Below are 18,236 nucleotides of genomic sequence, written 5' to 3' on the forward strand. Positions count from 1 at the left end.
CACTGCATCCATCCGGATGCCGGCCCTGGCCGGCGATCCGCGCGTGCTTCCGGCGCAGGGCCCGGCGACTGGCAGCGTTCCCGCATCAGTTAGCATGCCGCCATGACGACATCCCTTTCGGCAGCACGCGGCGGCCCGTTGGCCTGGATCAGGCCCTACCTCGAACCAGCCGCGCTGGGTGCACTGCTGCTGGGAATCTCGTCGGGCTTCCCGTACGCGATGATCGGCGCGACCCTGACCACGCGGCTGGCGCAGGGCGACATCGACAAGAAGAGCGTCACCGCCTTCTCGCTGGCGTTCCTGGCCTACAACTTCAAGTTCCTGTGGGCGCCGCTGGTCGACCGCATGCACCTGCCGCTGCTCGGCCGTTTCGGGCAACGGCGCTCGTGGCTGTGGCTGTCGGCGGCCTGCGTCGCGGCGGCGGTGGCGTTCCTCGGCCTGGCCGACCCGGCCACCAGCCTGGGCACGGTGGCGATGGCGGCGATCGCGGTCGGTGTGGCCGGGGCCACCTTCGACATCGTCATCGACGCCTACCGGATCGAACTGCTGCGACCCGAACAGCTCGGCGTCGGCTCGGGCATGTCGCAGTACGGCTGGCGCATCGGCTCGGTTTGCGCCGGTGGCCTGGCGCTGCTGGTGGCCGAACGCGCCGGCTGGAGCACCGCCTACCTGCTGTGCGCGCTGTTCGCGCTGCCGGCGGTGATCACCGGCCTGTGGCTGGGCGAACCGCTACGCCATCGCGAACCGGCGCCGCGCCGCGGGTTCGGCGCCGCGGTGTCGGCGGTGGTCGCACCGCTGACCGAGTTCTTCCGCCGCACCGGCGCTTGGCTGGTGCTGCTGTTCGTGCTGCTACACAAGATCGGCGACACCCTGGCCAACCTCACCGTGCGCCTGCTGCTCGACGACCTGGGCTTCAGCAATACCGAGATCACCACCTACGACGTCGGCTTCGGCTTCGTCGCCTACCTGGTCGGCATCTTCGCCGGCGGCCTGATCTACGCGCGGCTGGGCGTGAAGCGCGCGGTGATGCTCAGCCTGGTGCTGATGGCGGTGTCGAATCTGTCGTTCGCCGCCCTCGCCCACATCGGCCACGACAACCACTTCCTCGCCTTCACCATCGGCTTCGAGAACTTCGCCAGCGGCATCGGCGGCGTGGCCGTGGTCGCCTACCTGTCGGCGCTGTGCAACCTGTCGTTCACCGCCACCCAGTTCGCACTGCTGTCGGCGGCGGCGTCGATCGTCGGCCGCGTGTTCACCGGCACCAGCGCCGGGGCGCTGATCGAGAGCCTGGGCTACTTCCAGTTCTACCTGCTGACCACGGTGATCGCGCTGCCCGGCGTGCTGCTGTTCTGGTGGATGATCCGCAACGGGCTGGTCGAAAGCACAATCGTCGAACCCGACACCCGCGCGGCCGCGGAGAATCCCTGACCGACCGCGTGCGCGGCCGGCTACGCCCTGTAGTCCACCACGAACGGCGCGTGGTCGGAGAAGCGCGGTTCGGGGTGGATCGAGCAGGCCTTCAACCGATCACGCAATGATGGCGTGACCAGCTGGTAGTCGATGCGCCAACCGACGTTATTGGCGCGCGCGGCGCCGCGGTTGCTCCACCATGTGTAGTCCTGGCCTTCCGGGTGCAGCGCGCGGTAGGCGTCGACCCAGCCGCCCGCGCAGCCCGACGTGCCGTCGCTGCCGCCGTCCTCGCAGAGCATGCCGTTGAGCCACGCGCGCTCGGGCGGCAGGCAGCCGGAGTTCTTCTGGTTCGACTTCCAGTTGCGGATGTCCAGCGCGCTGCGCACGATGTTCCAGTCGCCGCACAGTACGTAGTCGCGGCCGCTGGCCAGCCACTGGTCGAGGATGGGTTTCAGCCAGTCCATCGCCTCGAACTTGAAGCCCTGGCGCAGCTCGCCCGACGAGCCCGACGGGATGTAAAACGACACCACGCTGAGGTTGCCGAAGCGCGCCTCGATGTAGCGGCCTTCCTCGTCGAACGATTCACGGCCCAGCGCGGTGCGCACCTCGTCGGGCTCGCGTTTGGCGTAGATCGCCACGCCGCTGTAGCCCTTCTTGGTGCTGGCGTCGCGGAACCACGCTTGGTAGCCCTTGGGCAGGAAATTCTCGTGCAGACCTTCAGGGCCGGCGAGCTGGTGTTCCTGGGCCTTGGTTTCCTGTACGCACAGCACGTCGGCCTTCTGCGCGACGAACCAGTCGAAGAAACCCTTGCTGGCCGCGGAACGCAGGCCGTTGGCATTGAAGCTGATGATGCGCATGGGGAAGAGCCGGGAATGGGGGCGGGGAAGTGGGGAGCGGGCAATGGAAGTCCGGGCAATCAGGGCGCGGATCCATATCCTTGATCGTCATTCCCGCGAAAGCGGGAACCCGGTGACTTTAAGCTTTGACGCCTCATGACCAATGAGAGTCAGCGCCGCCGGGTTCGCGCTTTCGCGGGAATGACTGATTTTTGGATCTGGCAAGAAGAGTAGCGCAACGAATCCCCGCTTGCGGCAAGGCACCCGCCCGGCACCCGCTACCATGCCGACATGTTCGCCAGGCCCGATCTCCGCGTCGCACCGGTCACGCCGGACCTCATCGATGGCGTGCGCGCGCTGCGCGTGGCGCCGGACCAGCAACCCTTCGTCGGCGACACCGACTTCAACCTCGACGATGCCCTGCGCGACCCGAACAGCGAGGCGATGGCGATCGTGGTCGGCGCCACGCCGGTCGGCTTCTACCGCCTCGACTTCGCGCCGACGATCGTCGCGCGCCGCTCGATCGGCGAGGCCAGCGTCGGCCTGCGCGCGTTCTTCCTCGACGCCGGCTGGCAGGGCCGCGGCCTGGGCACGCGTGCGGTGCAGGCGTGCTGCGAGGACCTGCATGCGCGCCACCCCGAGCGCCGGCTTCTGGCGCTGAACGTGAACTGCCGCAACGTCGCGGCGATCAACGCCTATCGCAAGGCCGGCTTCGTCGACACCGGCGAGCTGTACCTGGGCGGCAGCGCCGGGCCGCAGCACCTGATGGTGCGGCGGCTGTGAGCCGGGAGGCGCGGCGCCCCGCTGCCTCGTAGGAGCGGCTTCAGCCGCGAGCGCTTGCCTTGGCCCCTCCCACTGCGAAGGCAGAGGCGAGTACACGCGCTTGCGAGCCATTGGCTCGCGCGTGGCGCAGCGACAGAGCGCTGTGCGCTCTGGCCGCACGGTTGGGGGCCACGGTTCGAGCTGATCATCTTGAAGACACCCTTCCCCAACCCTCCCCTGCCTTCGCAGGGGAGGGAGCAAACATTCGCGGCTGAGGCCGCTCCTGCAAGAGCACCGCCCCCGCTGGCATCATGTCCCGGTCGCCACGCCCGCCAGCCCGATGCCCACCGACCACCGCCAGAGCTTCCTCCAGCTCGCCCTCGACGCCAACGCGCTGCGCTTCGGCGAGTTCACTCTCAAGTCCGGGCGCACCAGCCCGTACTTCTTCAACGCCGGGCATTTCGATTCCGGCGCCGCGCTGGCGACGCTGGCCGGCTGCTACGCCGACGCCATCGACGCCGCGGCGGTGGCTGGCTCGATCGGGAGTTTCGACCTGCTGTTCGGCCCCGCCTACAAGGGCATCCCGCTGGCCACGGCGCTGGCCTGCGAATACGCGCGCCGCGGCCGCGACCTGCCGCTGGCATTCAACCGCAAGGAGGCCAAGGACCACGGCGAGGGCGGCCGCCTGATCGGCGCGCCGCTGGCCGGTCGCCGGGTGCTGGTGGTGGACGACGTGATCACCGCCGGCACCGCGATCCGCGAGGCGCTGGCGATCATCGCCGAAGGCGGCGGCACGCCGGCGGCGATCGCCATCGCGCTCGACCGCCAGGAACGGGTGGCCGACGACGACGGGCGCTCGGCGGCGCAGGCCGTTGCCGAGACGCACGGCATCCCGGTGATCGCCATCGCAGGGCTGTCGGACCTGTTGGCGTTTGCCAGCGAAAGCGCGACACTGGCAGCCGAACGCGACCGCCTGCTCGCCTACCGCGCGCGCCATGGCAGCCGCACGGGCTGATCGACCGGCCGGGGGGACGGAACGATGAAGACAACGATCGCGGGACTGGCTTGCGCCTTCATGTTGGTGACCGCAGCGGCGGCCGCCCAGGACAAGGCGCCGGCCAAGAAGATCTATTGCTGGAACGAGAACGGCCACAAGGTCTGCGGCGATGCGCTGCCGGCCGACGCCGCCGACGCCGCGCGCACCGAGATCAGCGCACGCACCGGCATCGCGGTGCGTTCGGTCGAACGCGCGCCCACCGACGAGGAACGCGCCGCCGCCGCCGACGCCCGCAGGCAGGCCGCGCTCGACGCCGAAGCCGAAGCCGCCGCCAAGCGCCGCGACCTGGCGATGGTGGAGTCCTACGCCACCGAGGACGACCTGCGCCGCGCCTATGGCGAGCGCATCACTCTGGTCGAGGAGTCGCTCAAGACCTCGCGCCTGGGCCTGGCCAACCTGCGCCAGAGCCTGCTGAGCCTGCTGCGCCAGGCCGCCGACCTGGAACTGCAGTCCAAGCCGGTGAACAAGGCCCTGACCAGCAACATCCTGCGGCAGCACGGCGACCTGCTGCGCCAGCAGGCCATCCTCGAGCAGCAGCAGCAGGACCACCAGTCGCTGGGCAGCGACCTGGAGCAGGCGCTGGCGCGCTATCGCGCGCTGAAGACGCCGGAAAAGGCGACACAAGGCTGAACCGGGGCGCCGGCCTGCAGGCCGGTGGCCTGGGTCGCCGTCACGTGCCGGCAACGGACCGACACGGATGAACACGCAAGCGGCTTGAGCCGCCCATGCCCCGCAAACCCGCGCCCGACGGCGCGGAATCCTCGCAAGCCGGCTCCGGGCCGCTCGCTATACTTCCGGGCTTTCCCGAATGGACGTCCCGCGCGTGCCGCAAGTGCAACCGTCGCCTGCTCCGCCGATGTTGGCGATCACGGCCCATACCGCCACCACCGCGCTCGGTCGCGGACGCGATGCCCAGGCTCGTGCCCTGCGCGAACGCCGCGGCGGATTGCGTCGCAACGACTTCGGCGATGGTGTAGCGGGTGAACAGCGGCTAGATACCTGGATCGGCCGCGTCGACGGCCTCGAGGACATCACGCTGCCGGACGCGCTCATGCGCTGGGACTGCCGCAACAATCGGCTGGCGTGGCTGGCGCTGCAGCACGACGCGATGGCCGAGCGGGTCGACGAGCTGCTCGCGCGCCATCGCGCCGAACGCGTGGCCCTGGTGCTCGGCACCTCGACCTCCAGCATCGGCGCCACCGAAGAGGCCTACGCGCGGCTGGTCGACGACGGCCGGCACTTTCCGCCGGGCCTCGACCAGCCGGTCGTGCACACGCCGCATTCGCTGGGCCACTTCGTCCAGCAACTGACCGGCCTACGTGGCCCCTGCATCACCGTCGCCACCGCCTGCTCGTCGAGCGCCAAGGTGTTCGCGCAGGCGGCGCGGCTGATCCACGCCGGCGTCGCCGACGCGGCGCTGGTCGGCGGCGTCGACACGCTGTGCGGCAGCGTGCTGTTCGGCTTCAATTCGCTCGGGCTGGTCTCGACGGCACCGTGCCGGCCGTTCGACGCCGCGCGCGACGGGCTGTCGCTGGGCGAAGCCGGCGGCTACGCCATCGTCGAGCGCGCCGAACCGGGGCAGCCCGGGCTGCGCCTGTGCGGCTACGGCGAATCCAGCGACGCCCACCACATGTCCACGCCGCACCCCGAGGGCCTCGGCGCACAGCTGGCGATGCGCGCGGCGCTGACGCGAGCCGGCATCGATGCCGCGCAGGTCGGTTACCTCAACCTGCACGGCACCGCGACCCCGGCCAACGACGCGGTCGAGGCGCGCGCGGTGGCGGCACTGTTCCCGGAGACGCTGCACGCCGGTTCGACCAAGGGCTGGACCGGGCACACGCTCGGCGCGGCCGGGATCGTCGAATCGGTGTTCGCGCTGATCGCGCTGGAGGAAGGCCTGCTGCCGGGTACGCTCAACAGCGAAGCCCGCGACCCGGCCTGCGGCGCGCAGATACATTTCGACAACGCGCAATCGGGCAGCCTGCGCTACGCGATGAACAACTCCTTCGGTTTCGGCGGCAACAACTGCTCGCTCGTGTTCGGGATGGCCTGAGCATGCCAAGACGCACGGTCACGATCGAGGGCATCGGGTTCTGGACCGACGGCCTGCCATCCTGGCAGGCCGCGCGCGATTTCATCAACGGCGGCGCGCTGGTGGCCGACGCGCCGCGCAGGCCGTCGCCGCAGCTGCTGGCCGCGAACGAACGCCGGCGCACGCCGGAGACGGTCGCGGTGGCGCTCGAGGTCGCGCTGGCCGCCTGCACCGCTGCCGGGCGCGATCCGGCGGCGCTGCCGTCGGTCTTCGCCTCCACCCACGGCGACCTGGCGATCACCGACTACATGTGCGCCACCCTGGCCAGCGATCCGCGCACCGTGTCGCCAACGAAGTTCCACAACTCGGTGCACAACGCCGCCGCCGGCTACTGGACCATCGGCAGCGGCTGCATGCACGCCAGCACCGCGGTCAGCGCATTCGCCGCGACTTTCGCCCAGGGCCTGGTGGAAGCGCTGGCACAGCTGGCGGACGGGGCCGAAACGGTGCTGCTGGTCGGCTACGACGGCGCCGCCGTCGGCCCGCTGGAAACGATGTCGCACAGCCGCGGCCTGCTTGGCGGCGCGCTGGTGCTGTCGCGGGGCGACGGCGCGTTGCGCATGCGCGCGACGCTGGTCAACGGCCAACCGCCAGCCGCGACCGGCGCGCTGTCGCGCCACGCCGCCGGCAATTCGATGGCACCGATGCTGCCGCTGTTCGAGGCGCTCGCCGGCGCCGGCGACGTGGTCCTGCTCGACGCCGGGCCGGGCCGGGTGCTGCGGGTGGAGATCGCGCATGGCTGACCCGGTGCCGGCCGGCACCGCGCCCGCGCACCTGCATCGCGGCAACGTCGCGGTGGTCATCCCCGCGCTCAACGAGGCGTTGCGGATCCGCGAGGTCGTGCGCGACGCGCTCGCGCACTGCGACCACGTCATCGTCGTCGACGATGGCTCCGACGACGGCACCACCGACTGCATCGCCGACCTCGGCGCAACCGTGCTGCGGCACCCGCGGCGCCTGGGCAAGGGCGCGGCGCTGCGCAGCGGATTCGCGCAGGCGCGGCGCATCGGCGCGCAGGCGGTGACGACGATGGACGGCGACGGCCAGCACGGCGGCGCCGACATCCCGCGCCTGATCGACGCGGCCAACCGCCACCCGGGCTGCGTGATCGTCGGCGCACGGCTGCGCAAGCGCGCCACGCAGCCGGTGTATCGCCGCATCGGCAACGACTTCGGCGACTGGGGCATCGCCTGGGGCTGCGGCTTCCGCGTGGTCGACAGCCAGAGCGGCCAGCGCCTGTACCCGCGCGCGGTGTACACGCTGGGCGACGTGCCCGGCGAAGGCTTCGTGTTCGAGGCGCAGATGCTGATCTCGGCCGCGCGCCGCGCTGGTGCGTGCGTGGTGGCGGTGCCGATCGAGACCCGCTACGCCAGCGCCGATGGCCCGGTGCAGTTCCGCAAGAGCCATTTCCGCCTGTTCCGCGACCTGTGGAACATCACCTCGCACGTGGTGCGGCAGGTGTGGGCGCATGGCGACGTGGTCGCCGAATACCGCCGCTGTCGCGCGCGGCCGCCGGTGATCGACGACCCGGATGGACAATTCGCCGCATTGCCGGCCAGGACAGGAGTGGAACGCGCAGGATGAGCATGCACACCGATACCGATACCGACATCACCATCCTCGGCGGCGGCCTCGCCGGGCTGACGCTGGCGATCCAGCTGCGGCGCCAGGACCCCAGCCTGCGCGTGACCGTGATCGAGCGCAACGCGCACCCGGTGCGCGAGGCGGCGTTCAAGGTCGGCGAGTCGACGGTGGAGATCGGCGCACACTATTTCGCCCACGTGCTCGGCCTGCGCGACCACCTCGACCGGGCGCACGTGCGCAAGTTCGGCTTCCGGTTCTTCTTCTCCGAAGGCCAGACGGATGTCGACCGCTGCACCGAACTGGGCGTGAGCAAGCTGCTGCCGACGCCGTCCTGGCAGATCGACCGCGGCCGCTTCGAGAACTTCCTCGGGCAGCGCGCGCGCAGCCTGGGCGTCGACTTCCGCGACGGCGCCACGGTGCGCGGCATCGCGCTGGACGAGGGCGACGCGGCGCATGACGTCACGTTCGACCACGGCGGCGCCACGGCGACGCTGTCCTCGCGCTGGGTGGTCGATGCCAGCGGCCGCGCCGGCCTGCTCAAGCGCAAGCTCGGCCTCGCCCAGGACAACGACCACGACGCCAACGCGGCCTGGTGGCGGGTGGAAGGCCGGATCGACCCCAACGACTGGTCCGACGACCCGCAGTGGCTGGCGCGCTGCACGCCGCCCGACCGCTGGCGCTCGACCAACCACATGTGCGGGCCGGGTTACTGGTTCTGGCTGATCCCGCTGGCGTCCGGCACCCACTCGCTGGGCATCGTCTGCGACGCAAAGGCGCATCCGCTGGAGACGATGAACACGCACGACAAGGCGATGGCCTGGCTGCGCGAGCACCAGCCGCGCGTGGCCGCGTCGCTGGAACAGCCGGGGCACGCGCTGTGCGATTTCCGCTTCCTGCGCCACTTCTCGCACGGCTGCCGGCAGGTGTTCGGCCACCGCTGGGCGCTCACCGGCGAATCCGGGCTGTTCCTCGACCCGTTCTATTCGCCTGGCAGCGACTTCATCGCCATGTCCAACACCTTCATCTGCAACCTCGTCGCGCGCGACCGCGCGCGCCAGAACTGGACCTCGCACGCGGAGATCTACCAGCAGCTGTACTTCTCGTTCTACGAGAACACGATGACCCTGTTCCAGGACCAGTACGCGCTGTTCGGCGACGCCCAGGTGATGCCGGTCAAGATCATCTGGGACTACACGTTCTACTGGGCGCTGCTGGCGCCGATGTTCTTCTCCGGGCGCATCGCCGACATCGCCATGTTCGGCCGCCTGCGCGCGCAGTTCGAGCGCGGCAGCGCGCTCAACGCGGCGATGCAGGCGCTGCTGCGCGACTGGGGCGAACGCAACGCCGGGCGGCCGCTGCCGCTCGATTCGCGGGTGCTCGACCAGTACCACATCGACTGGTTCCACGAACTCAACCGCGCGCTGGCCGACCAGCTCGACGACGACGCCTTCGCCGCGCGCATCACCGGCAATGTCGCGCGCATGGACTGGCTGGCGGCCGAGATCCTCGAACGCGCGCGCACCGAACATCCCGGCATCGACGGGCACGGGCTCGACGTGCCGGCCGCCGGTGACATGTCGCCGCCGCCGTCACTGTCCGCGCCCTGGTACGCCAGCGCCGCCTGATCCACTCCACCTTTCCCGCGACACGACGAACGGACTCGCCATGCACCACAGCCCCCTGCTCCTGCAGCTGGTCATCATCCTCGCCGTCGCGCGCGGCTGCGGCCTGTTGCTGCGTCATGTCGGCCAGCCGCCGGTGATCGGCGAGATGGCCGCGGGCCTGGTGCTGGGGCCGATCGTGTTCGGCGCCTGGTTCCCGGAATTCCACGCGGTGGTGTTCGCGCCCGAATCACTGTCCGGGCTGTCGTCGCTGTCGATGCTCGGGCTGGTGCTGTTCATGTTCATCGTCGGCGCCGAGCTGCGCGCGCCCGACGGCGTGCGCGCCCAGTTCAAGGCGGCCGGCTGGGTCGGCGTGCTCAGCGTGCTGGTGCCGATGGCGCTGGGCATCGCGGTGTCGCCGCTGCTGCATCCGCTGGCCCCGACGGGCGTGGGCTTCTGGCCGTTCGCGCTGTTCATGGCCGCGGCGATGTCGATCACCGCGTTCCCGATCCTCGCGCGCATCCTCAAGGAGCGCGACATGACCCACACCCGGCTGGGGCGGCTGTCGCTCGGCGGCGCGGCGATCGCGGACGTGCTCGCGTGGATCATGCTGGCGCTGGTGGTCGCGCTGATCGGCTCCGGCGACGGCTACGCGGGCTTCCTCAAGACCACGCTCGGCCTGGTGGCGGTGGGCGCTGTGGTATTCGGCGTGCTCAGGCCGCTGTACGGCTGGCTGCTGCGCCGCCATGCGCCCGATGGCAAACCGTCGCTGATGGTGTTGGCGGCGATCCTGATAGGCGCGTTCGCCTGCGCCGCGGTCACCGAATGGCTGGGCCTGCATGCGGTGTTCGGCGCGTTCCTGTTCGGCGCCTGCCTGCCGCGCGACGATCGGTTGCTCAAGTCGCTGATCGAACGCGTCGAGTACGTGGCGATCGTGGTGCTGATGCCGATCTTCTTCGCGCTGGCCGGACTGAGCACCACCGGTGACGCGTTCGTCGGCGCGGGGTTGGGCGCGATGGCGCTGATCCTGATCGCCGCGGTGGCCGGCAAGGTCATCGGCGGCGCGGCCGGCGCGCGCATGGCCGGCTACGGCTGGCGCGACAGCTTCGCGGTGGGATCGCTGATGAACGCGCGCGCGCTGATGGAACTGATCGTGATGAAGGTCGGCCTCGACGCGGGCCTGATCGGCCCGGAGCTGTTTACCATGCTGCTGGTGATGGCGATCCTGACCACGGTGATGGTCGGACCGATGCTGGCACTGTGCGCCAGGCGCGAGCCGCGGATGCCGACCGCGGCCGCTGAAGCCGATTGAGGGCGCGGCTCAGCGCTGCGGCTGCGGTGCGGGATCGGGTGCCGGCGCGGGCGGAGGCGGGGGCGGTGTCTCGTCCACCGCGGCCGGATTGGCCACGTAGATCGCGATGCCGCGCGCGTACTTCTGCCGCGGGCTGACGTTGATGCCGACGCCGCCACCGCTGAAACTGCTCCCGCCGACGCGGCCACCGCCGGCCCCGACGCTCACGCCGCTGCCACCGTAACCATCGCTGGTGCCGCGGAACAGCACGCCGTTGGCACCCAGCTTGGCCGCTTCCTTGCGCAGCTTGGCGACGACCGAGTTCATCTTGTTCTGCTCGCCGTAGGTGAACGCGCCGCTGTTGCTTTCCAGCAACGCGATCTCCTCGAAGCCGCCGGGCGGCGCCTGGAAGTACACGCGCACCTGCGAGGGATCGATCGGCGCGCGCGGGGTGCCGGTGACCAAGGCGGAACTGGCACAGGCTGCCAGCACCAGGCAGAACAGGGCAGTCAGCAATACACGCATGGCAGGCCTCGTGGCGGCGATCCGGACCCGTTGATGCTACGCCCCCGCCGCGGACCGCCGCATGAAGGCAGGACACCGGCGTTCAGCGTCCGATCTGCGCCCCGTCCACCGGCTTCTTCAGCCAGCGCTTGATGTCCCAGGCGTGGGCGCGGAAGCCGACGGTCAAGTTGTAGCAGCCGCTGGTCAGGTCGCCGCGCAGGTTACGCGCCGGTGAAACTGGCGACCGCCTTCCCGTCCTGATACTGCGTGCGGCGCTCCCCGCACAGGGCAATCGAAGAAACAGGTTCCCTGTAGGAGCGGCTTCAGCCGCGAGCTTTCTGTCGTGCCATGGACGCATTCAAAAGCTCGCGGCTGAAGCCGCTCCTACAGGAGATGTGCAGGCCGTCTACGCCATCCCGCCGTTGGCGCCGATGACCTGGCCGGTGACGTAGCTCGCTGCATCCGAGCACAGGAAGCGCACCACCGCGGCGATTTCGTCCGGCGTGCCGGCACGGCCCGCAGGCACGATCTGCTTCACCATCTCCGGCGGGAATGCCGCGTCGGCCATGCGCCCGGCGATCACGCCGGGCGCGACCACGTTGACGGTGATGCCGCGCGAGGCCATCTCCCGCGCCAGCGACTTCGACGCGCCGTGCAGCGCGGACTTGGCCGCGGCGTAGTTGGCCTGGCCGCGGTTGCCGAGCACCGCCGCGACCGACGACACGCTGACGATGCGGCCCCAGCGCGTGCGCGCCATCGGCAGCAGCAGCGGCTGGGTGACGTGGAAGAAGCCGTGCAGCGACACGTCGATCACCCGCTTCCACTGCGCCTCGGACATGCCGGCCATCGGCGCGTCGTCGTGGATGCCGGCGTTGTTGACCACCACCTGCACCGGGCCGGCCTCGAGCAGCGTCGCGATCGCCGCGCCCGTGGCCTCGCCATCGGCGACGTCGAACGCGACCGCCTCGGCAGTGCCACCGGCAGCGACGATCTGTGCCACCACCGATTCGGCGCGGGCGCGACTGCCATTGGCGTGCACGATCACGTGCAACCCGTCCGCGGCAAGCTGGCGGCAGATCGCGCCGCCAAGGTCGCCGCTGCCACCGGTGACCAGGGCGCGTTTTCTGGATGTCTGCATGGCGCAATCCTAGCAACGCCGGGCGGGATGCGTGGCAGTCGGCCCACGCATGCACCCGGACGCGGGCGGCTATCGGTTCCCGGCGTCCAGCATCACCGCCGCGCGGCCTTCGGCCAACAGCGTTCCCGCGTGATGGATGCGGAAGCCGTACTGCTGGCTGGCCTCGGCCTCGACCAGCACTTCCGCCTCGCATTCGAGCGCGCCCGGCAGGTCGTCGATGCGTGCGACATGCAACTGCACGCCGCGCAGCGCGACCAGCATGCCGGACTTCGCCGCGCCACCGGCTTCGCGCGCGCGCAGGCCGCCGTGCACGGCCATTGCCTGGGCGCCGTATTCACACAGGTGGATCGCGCGCAGCCTGTCGCCGGAACGCAATGGATGGGTGTCGTCGCGATGGTTGTCCGCGCGCAGGCGAATCGATCGCCCATCCCATTCAACCACCTCGTCCCACAGGCACATCGCGCCCTGGTGCGGGACGATGGCGAGGATTTCGTCGCGGCCGATCACGGCTCGTTCGCCCCCGCACTCGTGGGGGCGGCTTCAGCCGCGAGCTTCTGGCCTGCGTCGCCCATCGGGGAAGAACTCGCGGCTGAAGCCGCTCCCACAAGGGCACCAGGATCGCCGGAGCTTCCGGCCGCGGGCTGGCGCGAGACCAGCAGCGCCAGCACGAAGTTGCCGAACACGCCCAACGCCACCGTGCTGCCGATCGCGCGCAGCACCGGGATCGACGACAGGGCAAGCAGGAAGAACACCAGCAGCGTCATCAGGCTGCAGACGATCAGCGCGTGCAGGGTGCGCAGCTGGTCGGCGTAGTCGTCGCCGGCGTGGTCGAAGAACAGCGCGTAGTCCAGGCCCAGCCCGGCGGCGAGGATCAGCGCGACCAGGTGGAACAGGGTCAGTTCGACGCCGCACAGGCGCAACACCGCGAGGATCAGCAGCGTGGTCAGCGCCATCGGCAGCAGCACGCGCAGCGTGCGTTGCGCGGTTTCGCGCGTGACGCCGTTTCGCGATGACGGCGGCGCGGCGTTGGCGTTGGCGCCGGCATCGGCGTGCGCCACGCGTCGCTGGGCGACCACCGACATCCGCATCGCGATCCACACTGTCAGCGCCAGCAGCAGCGACGCCACGGCAAGCGCGGCCAGCACGCGGCCACGGTAGGCGACCACGAGCGATTCGGACGCCGCCTTCATGTCCAGCAGCGCCGCGCCGTTGAGCCGCGCCACGCGCGCGACCGCGGCCGGATCCTCCAGCCCGGTCAGCGACACCAGGGCGGTGGTGTGACCGTTGCCGCCCAGCAGCAGGCTGCTTACGCCGGTTTCCAGCGGCGTGCCGGCCAGGTCCGTCCGCGCCAGCGGCGGCAGCGATTTCGCCTTCGCGACATCGTCGACGAATTCGCCGAACACATCGGCGCGGAAGGGGCTGTCGGCCAGCGCTGCATCGAGCGCGATGCGCAACGTCGCGGCGTCGGGCAGCTTCTGCTGCCGCGCGCGCTGCACCGCGGCGCTCGGCAGGTAGCGCGCGGCCATGTCGTAGCCGGCCAGCGCGCCGTCGCGCACCAGCTGGTCGAGGGCCGGGCGCAGGCGCTCGGAGGCCTGCAGCACCGCGTCGTCGTCGCCGCCCTGCAGCGTGAGCACGTAGCGCACATCGGGGGCGCCGAGCTCGGCGCGCAGGTCGGCGTCGCGCGCGAGCGCGTCGGCGGGCACCGGGGTGAGTTTCGACAGGTCGTTCTGCCAGAACGCACCGGGCGCGAGCGCGGTGGCCGCGATCGCCGCCAGCGCAAACACCAGCAGCGACCAGCGCGGACGCGGCAGGTGCCGGGTCCACGACCACATGCGCGCGAGCAGGCGCGAGTCGGCGAAGTCGCGCGGCGACGGGTCGATCAGCCTTGGCAGCAGCAGCCGGGTCGACAGCGCGGCCACGAGCAGGCCGGCGATCGTAAACACCGCCAGCTGCTGCAGGCCGTCGACGCCGGAGAACAGGAACGTGAAATAGGCGATGCAGGTGGAAACCACGCCGGTGGCCAGCGTCGGCCACAGCGCGCGCGCATTCTGCTGCGGCGTCACGCCCGGGCGCTGGTGGCTGAAAAGATGGATCGGATAGTCCTGCACCACGCCGATCAGGGTGAAGCCGAACGCGACGGTGATGCCGTGCACGCCGTCGAACAGCAGCGCCACCGCGCCCAGCCCGGCGAGCCCGGCGCTGGCCAGCGGCAGCACGCCGAGTACCGGGATCTTCCAGCTGCGGTAGGCGACGATCAGCAGCAGGACCAGGCCGATGGTGTCGAACGTGCCGATCCACTGCGCCTCGGCCTCGGTGCGGCCACCGATCTCGACCGAGAACGCGCCGGGGCCGCTGAGCACCATCTCGCCCGCGGTCTTGCCGCGTGCCTGCGCGTAGGCGGCATTGATCGCATCCACCGCGCGCTGCTGGCCGGTGGGATCGAAGCCGGCGGCGCGCGTCTGCACCACAAGCAGCGCGCGCTTGCCGGCACGGTCGAACCACACGCCCTGCACGCGCTGCGGCGCGTTCGCCGGCTGCAGCGCCTCGGCGACCTTCAGCGTTTCCAGGGTCGGGTCGCTGCCGACCAGCGGCTCGACCAGCGCGCCGGCCGGCGAGCCCAGGTCCTGCACGCGCTCGTCGAGCTGCGCGGCGAGGTAGTCGGCATCGAGCGGCTGGGTGTCGAGCGTGGGCGAGAGCAGGTAGCGATACGGACGCAGGCGTTCGGGAATCGAATCGAGGTCGGCATCGCCGTTGGCGACCAGCGCGAACTGGTCGTCGCCGGCCAGCGCGGCGTGCAGCGCCTTCGACTGCGCCGCGAGCATCGGCGCGTCGGAACCCGACAGCGCCACCAGCAGCAGGCGTGATCCGGGACCCTCGCCGAGTTCGTCGATCAGCAGCTTCTGCTCCGGGGTTTCCGGCGCAGGCATGAACTTGCGCAGGTCGCCGGTCAGCTGCAGGTGCGCGCTGATCCACCAGCCGGCCAGCAGCAGGATCGCCAGCCACAGCAGGGCGAACGTGAAGCGCAGGCGCGCGTTCATGGGTAGGCGCTCCTGCAAAAGGCGCCGGATCGCGAATGATTCCGCGGTTGCGGTTGCAGCGGTTGCGGCTGCTTCTGCTCGACATTCCCGCGTAGGCGGGAACCCAGTGGCTTTCGCCTTTCGGGAGCCAAGTCACCGGATTCCCGCTTTCGCGGGAATGACGACTGTGTTGTTGTCGCCGATTCCCCGGTCATCACAATGCCGGTCCCGCCGGCTGGCCGCATGCCATCGGGCGGCGCCGGGTTACGGCTTCGGCTCGCCGCGGCACAGCGCCACCACGCCGGCGGCGCTGGTGGTCTCGTGCGCCACCCGCGCCGCGCCGGCCAGCAACGTGCGCTGGACCGGACCCTCGACCGGCCGCGTCTCGATGCAGCGCAGCTCGATGCCGCGGCCGTACAGCGTGATGTCGCGCAGCTTGTCCGCCAGCGGCGCGGCTTTGGGCACCAGCTTCATCTCCCACTTGCGCCGCGTGCCTTCGGTGTGGATGTCGTAGTGGCGCTCGAGCGCGACCCGGTCGCCCGCCAGCAGCGCGCCGAAGCTGGCCTGCAGCCGCGCCAGTTCCGGCACGCGCGACAGCGCGAAGGTGCGCGGCGACTTGCCCGCACGCGCCACCGTCGCCTGGCTGGCGCCCGCGGCGTCGGTGGTGATGGTGGTGGTTTCGACGTACGGCACCCGCACCTGGCGCACCAGGGTGTCCTCGTCCGGGCGCTGGTACTCGCCCGAGAGGCGCAGCGGCTCCTTGAGCAGGCGCGAGCTGCGGATCTCGACGAAGTTGGTGCGCATCGGCGCCGGGCGCGCGAGGATCCGCAGCACCCAGTCGCTGTCGATCGCGGCGCCGGGGTCAGCCGCCTGCGGCGCCGCCGAGGCCGTCGCCACGGCGCCCAGCATCAGCGCCGACAGCAGCGTCGGCAGCCACCTCGAACGCGGGTTGCGGTTGTTCATTGGAATTCCAGAAATCATAGAAGTTGAACCAGTTGTAGGGCGCCAGCCGCGCGTAATGCTCCAGCCTGCCGGCGTAACGCTGGATGAGCGCGGCCATGCGCGTGGCGCGCTGGGCCCGCGGCAGGTCGAGGCCGTGGTCCTCGAACGTCTCGAACACCAGGTCGTAGCGGTTGCCGCCACGATACAGGCCGAAGGCCAGCGACAGCGGCAACTTGAGCACCGCCGCGATCATCCACGGCGCCACCGGGAACTGCGCCGGCGCGCCGAAGAACTGCGCCGTCTGCGTGGCCGCGTCGGGCTGGGTGCGGTCGACCAGCAGCGCGATCAGCGCGCCCTCGTCGGCGGCCTGCTTGATCGCCAGCATCAGGGTCGGGCCATCCTGGCTGGCGTCGATCACGCCGGCCGCGATCTCCGGGCTGAGCGCGTCGAGCAGCTGCGTCATCGCCGGGTTGTGCGCCTTGTCGAGCACCACGCGGATACGGTAATCCGGCCGCTTGCGCGCGATCACCCGCAATACCTCGAAGCTGCCCAGGTGCGAGCCGAACAGCAGCACGCCCTGGCCGCGATCGAGCTGTGCATGCAGCTGCGCGACGCCGTGCACGGTGACGTCGAAGCGCTCGATCTCGCCGCCGAGCAGGAACACGCGGTCGAGGATGGTCGCGGCGAAGGTATGGATGTGGCGGGCGACATCGCCCAGCGTCGCCGGGCGGCCGAGGATGCGGGACAGGCTGGCGCGCGAGTCGCGGCGCTCGGCGGTGCGGCGCAGCAGGAAGTAGCCGGTGATCGGATACAGGAACAGCCGCGCGAACGCGCGCCCGCCGTGGCGGCCGATGCCGCGGATCAGCCACAGCGCGAACCGGCCCCCGCCTTCGCGCCGCTGCTTCCAGCCGCTGTTCATGCCGCCGCGACCTCGCCGCTGGCGATCAGCTCCCCGGCGCGTTCGACGCGGAAGCGCCAGCGCGACGCGGCCGCGCCGGGTTGCGCGGACTGCACCGGTTCGATCGCCACCTGCGCCGGTTCTCCCGGCAGCAGCGGCCGCAGGAACTTCACCTGCGGCAGCCGCAGCACGCCTAGCGGGCCGTGCGCGGCCTCGATCGCCTCCAGCACGCGGTCGAGGACCACCACGCCCGGCACGATCGGCCGCCCGGGGAAATGCCCCGGCAGCGCCGGGTGGTCGCCTGCGATCACGAACCGGGTCATGCGCGGCCTGCGTGGCGTCCCAGCATCGCAAGCACCGCCGCGTGTGCATCGTCGGCCAGCGCCTGGCGGTCGACCGGGCCGTCGGCGGTGCGCGTGGGCAGCGGCGCGCCGAAGCTCACCCGGATCACGCCCGGGCGCACGTGGAAGAAGCCTTCGGGATACAGCACCGCGCCGGAACCTGCGATCGCCACCGGCACCACGTCGACGCCAGCGTCGATCGCGGCCTGGAACGCGCCGCCCTTGAATTCGGCCACGATGCCGCTGCGGCTGCGGGTGCCTTCGGGGAAGATGCACAGGTTGCCGCCGGCGCGCACCAGTTCGGTCGACTGGCGCAGGAAGGCCACCGCCGCGCGGCGGTTGCTGCGATCGATGAACACCATGCCCATCGCCTTCGCGTACCAGCCCACGAATGGCACCCGGGTCATCTCCTGCTTGAGCAGGAAGTGCAGCGGCACCGGGATCGCGCGGAACAGCGCGCAGATGTCGATGGTGGACTGGTGGTTGGCGACGAAGACGTGGTTGCGCGACCAGTCCACGCGCTCCAGCCCGGTCACCTGCAGGCGCGCGCCCGCGCCTCCCAGCAGCCCGGGCGCCCAGCAGCGCGAGGCCATGCGCAGCGGCCAGTGGCGGTCGCGCAGGAGCGCGTACACCAGCAACGCGGCGCTGATCCAGACCGCCGTCCACGCCAGCGTGAAGGCGAACTGCACCGCATTGAACGCCGTCCAGGCGAGGTTCCGATCGATTCGCCCTGGCGGCGACGATGGCATGTCCATGATGTCGT

Annotated in this window: 17 protein-coding genes and 1 pseudogene; 9 read left to right on the forward strand and 9 right to left on the reverse strand. The window is 70.8% G+C overall.

Annotated elements, in window-relative coordinates:
- The first annotated feature begins 102 nt into the window (after positions 1-102).
- Positions 103-1,428: an AmpG family muropeptide MFS transporter gene (locus ACTJIL_RS13900; protein WP_440756212.1), complete on the forward strand. Its 1,326-nt coding sequence runs from the start codon at positions 103-105 to the stop codon at positions 1,426-1,428.
- 20 nt (positions 1,429-1,448) lie between these two features.
- On the opposite strand, the gene ACTJIL_RS13905 is transcribed toward ACTJIL_RS13900, so the two are convergent.
- Positions 1,449-2,267 (reverse strand): exodeoxyribonuclease III, encoded by an 819-nt coding sequence (locus tag ACTJIL_RS13905; RefSeq protein WP_440756213.1) that lies wholly within the window; start codon positions 2,265-2,267, stop codon positions 1,449-1,451.
- A gap of 270 nt (positions 2,268-2,537) precedes the next feature.
- On the opposite strand from ACTJIL_RS13905, the gene ACTJIL_RS13910 reads away from it, so the two are divergent.
- From ACTJIL_RS13910 to ACTJIL_RS13945, 8 genes are all read left to right on the forward strand, one after another.
- A complete protein-coding gene (locus tag ACTJIL_RS13910) occupies positions 2,538-3,029 on the forward strand; it encodes a GNAT family N-acetyltransferase (RefSeq protein ID WP_440756214.1) in 492 nt (163 codons plus the stop codon).
- A gap of 319 nt (positions 3,030-3,348) precedes the next feature.
- Positions 3,349-4,023, forward strand: coding sequence for an orotate phosphoribosyltransferase (pyrE, locus tag ACTJIL_RS13915; RefSeq protein ID WP_440756215.1), 675 nt, complete (start codon positions 3,349-3,351; stop codon positions 4,021-4,023).
- A 24-nt stretch (positions 4,024-4,047) separates the two neighbouring features.
- On the forward strand, positions 4,048-4,695 hold the full coding sequence (locus ACTJIL_RS13920) for a hypothetical protein (RefSeq protein ID WP_440756216.1): 648 nt from the start codon (positions 4,048-4,050) through the stop codon (positions 4,693-4,695).
- Between the two features lie 226 nt (positions 4,696-4,921).
- Positions 4,922-6,118 carry a beta-ketoacyl-[acyl-carrier-protein] synthase family protein gene (locus ACTJIL_RS13925; RefSeq protein WP_440756217.1) on the forward strand — a complete coding sequence of 399 codons (1,197 nt, stop codon included), beginning with the start codon at positions 4,922-4,924 and terminating at the stop codon, positions 6,116-6,118.
- A 2-nt stretch (positions 6,119-6,120) separates the two neighbouring features.
- Positions 6,121-6,900, forward strand: a complete 780-nt coding sequence (locus tag ACTJIL_RS13930) for a beta-ketoacyl synthase chain length factor (protein WP_440756218.1) — start codon at positions 6,121-6,123, stop codon at positions 6,898-6,900.
- A complete protein-coding gene (locus ACTJIL_RS13935) occupies positions 6,893-7,741 on the forward strand; it encodes a glycosyltransferase family 2 protein (protein ID WP_440756219.1) in 849 nt (282 codons plus the stop codon). Before ACTJIL_RS13930 ends, ACTJIL_RS13935 begins: the two co-directional genes overlap by 8 nt.
- A 2-nt stretch (positions 7,742-7,743) precedes the next feature.
- A complete protein-coding gene (locus tag ACTJIL_RS13940) occupies positions 7,744-9,366 on the forward strand; it encodes an NAD(P)/FAD-dependent oxidoreductase (protein WP_440756628.1) in 1,623 nt (540 codons plus the stop codon).
- Positions 9,367-9,406: 40 nt separating this feature from the next.
- Positions 9,407-10,654 carry a cation:proton antiporter gene (locus tag ACTJIL_RS13945; protein ID WP_440756220.1) on the forward strand — a complete coding sequence of 416 codons (1,248 nt, stop codon included), beginning with the start codon at positions 9,407-9,409 and terminating at the stop codon, positions 10,652-10,654.
- 9 nt (positions 10,655-10,663) lie between these two features.
- On the opposite strand, the gene ACTJIL_RS13950 is transcribed toward ACTJIL_RS13945, so the two are convergent.
- From ACTJIL_RS13950 to ACTJIL_RS13985, 8 genes and pseudogenes are all read right to left on the reverse strand, one after another.
- A complete protein-coding gene (locus ACTJIL_RS13950) occupies positions 10,664-11,158 on the reverse strand; it encodes a hypothetical protein (RefSeq protein WP_440756221.1) in 495 nt (164 codons plus the stop codon).
- A 385-nt stretch (positions 11,159-11,543) separates the two neighbouring features.
- On the reverse strand, positions 11,544-12,275 hold the full coding sequence (gene fabG, locus ACTJIL_RS13955; protein ID WP_440756222.1) for a 3-oxoacyl-ACP reductase FabG: 732 nt from the start codon (positions 12,273-12,275) through the stop codon (positions 11,544-11,546).
- Positions 12,276-12,344: 69 nt separating this feature from the next.
- Complete coding sequence (locus ACTJIL_RS13960; RefSeq protein ID WP_440756223.1) at positions 12,345-12,782, reverse strand: phosphotransferase; 438 nt, start codon at positions 12,780-12,782, stop codon at positions 12,345-12,347.
- A 101-nt stretch (positions 12,783-12,883) separates the two neighbouring features.
- Positions 12,884-15,313, reverse strand: a pseudogene (locus ACTJIL_RS13965) (MMPL family transporter); the annotation flags it as partial.
- Between the two features lie 243 nt (positions 15,314-15,556).
- Positions 15,557-16,255: a LolA-related protein gene (locus ACTJIL_RS13970; protein WP_440756224.1), complete on the reverse strand. Its 699-nt coding sequence runs from the start codon at positions 16,253-16,255 to the stop codon at positions 15,557-15,559.
- Complete coding sequence (locus tag ACTJIL_RS13975; RefSeq protein WP_440756225.1) at positions 16,155-17,153, reverse strand: LpxL/LpxP family acyltransferase; 999 nt, start codon at positions 17,151-17,153, stop codon at positions 16,155-16,157. The genes ACTJIL_RS13970 and ACTJIL_RS13975 overlap by 101 nt, the downstream gene beginning before the upstream one ends.
- A complete protein-coding gene (locus tag ACTJIL_RS13980; protein WP_440756226.1) occupies positions 17,150-17,455 on the reverse strand; it encodes a hypothetical protein in 306 nt (101 codons plus the stop codon). Before ACTJIL_RS13980 ends, ACTJIL_RS13975 begins: the two co-directional genes overlap by 4 nt.
- Entirely contained in the window at positions 17,452-18,222 is a 771-nt protein-coding gene (locus tag ACTJIL_RS13985; RefSeq protein ID WP_440756629.1) for a lysophospholipid acyltransferase family protein, read from the reverse strand. The genes ACTJIL_RS13980 and ACTJIL_RS13985 overlap by 4 nt, the downstream gene beginning before the upstream one ends.
- Positions 18,223-18,236: the final 14 nt, after the last annotated feature.

Origin of the sequence: Luteimonas sp. 22616 (assembly GCF_052044325.1) — a bacterium.
In the GTDB taxonomy this organism is placed as follows: Bacteria; Pseudomonadota; Gammaproteobacteria; order Xanthomonadales; family Xanthomonadaceae; genus Luteimonas.